Origin of the sequence: Arthrobacter sp. GCM10027362 (genome assembly GCF_042679445.1) — a bacterium.
Lineage (GTDB): Bacteria > Actinomycetota > Actinomycetes > Actinomycetales > Micrococcaceae > Crystallibacter.
In genome coordinates this window covers 1-1,442 of sequence record NZ_JBHTML010000363.1, presented here as the reverse complement: position 1 = coordinate 1,442, position 1,442 = coordinate 1, and the positions used below count along the sequence as shown (strand labels likewise).

Below are 1,442 nucleotides of genomic sequence, written 5' to 3'. Positions count from 1 at the left end.
AGCTGGCCGTGCTCAACAGCCGCGAGACCGGCCGGCCGCAGGCGCAGGCGCTCGCCGGGGTGGAAGCCGGCATCGCCACCTTGGAGCAGTACGCGGAGCTTGGGCCGCTGCACCGCGGGGTGAGCCTGCGCGGCTCGGTCCTGGCTTCGGACTACACGCTGCGCCAGCCCCGCGGGGTGGCGGCGCTGCTGACCCCGTGGAACGACCCGGTGGCGGTGGCGGCCGGACTCTTGGGGGCCGCCCTGGTCACCGGCAATACCGTGGTGCACAAGCCCAGCGAGCGCTGCCCGCACGTGGGCCTGCTGCTCGGCGAGGCGCTCGATCAGGTTTTCCCGCCCGGGGTGCTGGCCACCCTCAGCGGCGGGCCCGAGGTCGGCAGGCAGCTGACCGCCGCCGGCGTCGATGTGCTGGCGCATGTGGGCTCCAGCGCCACCGGCAGCGCCATCGCCCGCGCGGCCGTGGGCACCGGAGCGCACGTGATCCGGGAGAACGGCGGCAATGATCCGCTGCTGGTGGACCAGGACGTGGATCCGGTCTGGGCCGCCGGCCAGGCCGCCCTCGGGGCGTTCAGCAACAGCGGACAGATCTGCACGGCCGTCGAGCGCATCTACGTGCACCGGGCGGTCGCCGGGCCGTTTTGCGACGCGCTGGCCGAGGAAGCCCGGCGGTGGAACCGGGAGGGGCTGCTCGGGCCGCTGGTGGACACCCGGATGCGCGACACCGTCCATGCCCAGGTGGCCCACGCGCTGGGCCTCGGAGCGATTGCGGCCGAGGGCGGGAGCATCCCGGACGGGCCGGGTGCCCACTACCCGGCCACGGTGCTGCTGGACTGCACGGAGCAGATGGAGATCATGACCGAAGAGACCTTCGGCCCGGTGGCTCCGGTGAAGGTGGTGGACAGCTTCGCCGAGGGCCTGGCGCTGGCCGCCGGGGGCCGCTACGGGCTGGCCGCCACGGTGCTCACCGGCAGCATCGCCCATGCGCAGCAGGCCGCCGCGGCGCTGCCGGTGGGTACCGTGAAGATCAACGCGGTGTTCGGCGGGGCCCCGGGCGGCTCCGCCCAGCCGCGTGGGGACAGCGGCCGCGGCTTCGGGTACGGCCCGGAGCTGCTGGACGAATTCAGCCTCGTCAAGGTGGTGCACCTCGAACCGCTGCCGGAGGGCCGGTAGCCATGGCCGCGTTGGATGATGTCCGCGGGCTGTCGGACTGGCTGCCGGGCAGGCTCGCCGCCCTGGCACCGCAGGTCACCGTGGTGGGCGATGTGATGCTCGACGGCTGGTGGACCGGGCTGATCGAACGGTTCTGCCGGGAGGCGCCGGCCCCGGTGGTGGAACTGACCGGACGCGAGTATGCGCCCGGCGGCGCGGCGAACACCGCCATGAACCTGGCGGCCCTGGGCGCCCGAGTGCGGCTGGACGGGCTGGCCGGGGACGACGACGCCG

The 1,442-nt window shown here is 74.3% G+C and carries 1 protein-coding gene and 1 pseudogene; both read left to right on the top strand.

What is annotated here, in order from left to right; all coding sequences use genetic code 11:
• Positions 1 to 1,169: aldehyde dehydrogenase family protein (locus ACFQ36_RS22685; RefSeq protein ID WP_377017827.1), on the top strand; the 1,169-nt coding region annotated here is incomplete at its 5' end.
• 2 nt (positions 1,170 to 1,171) lie between these two features.
• A pseudogene (locus ACFQ36_RS22680) lies at positions 1,172 to 1,442 on the top strand (D-glycero-beta-D-manno-heptose 1-phosphate adenylyltransferase); the annotation flags it as partial.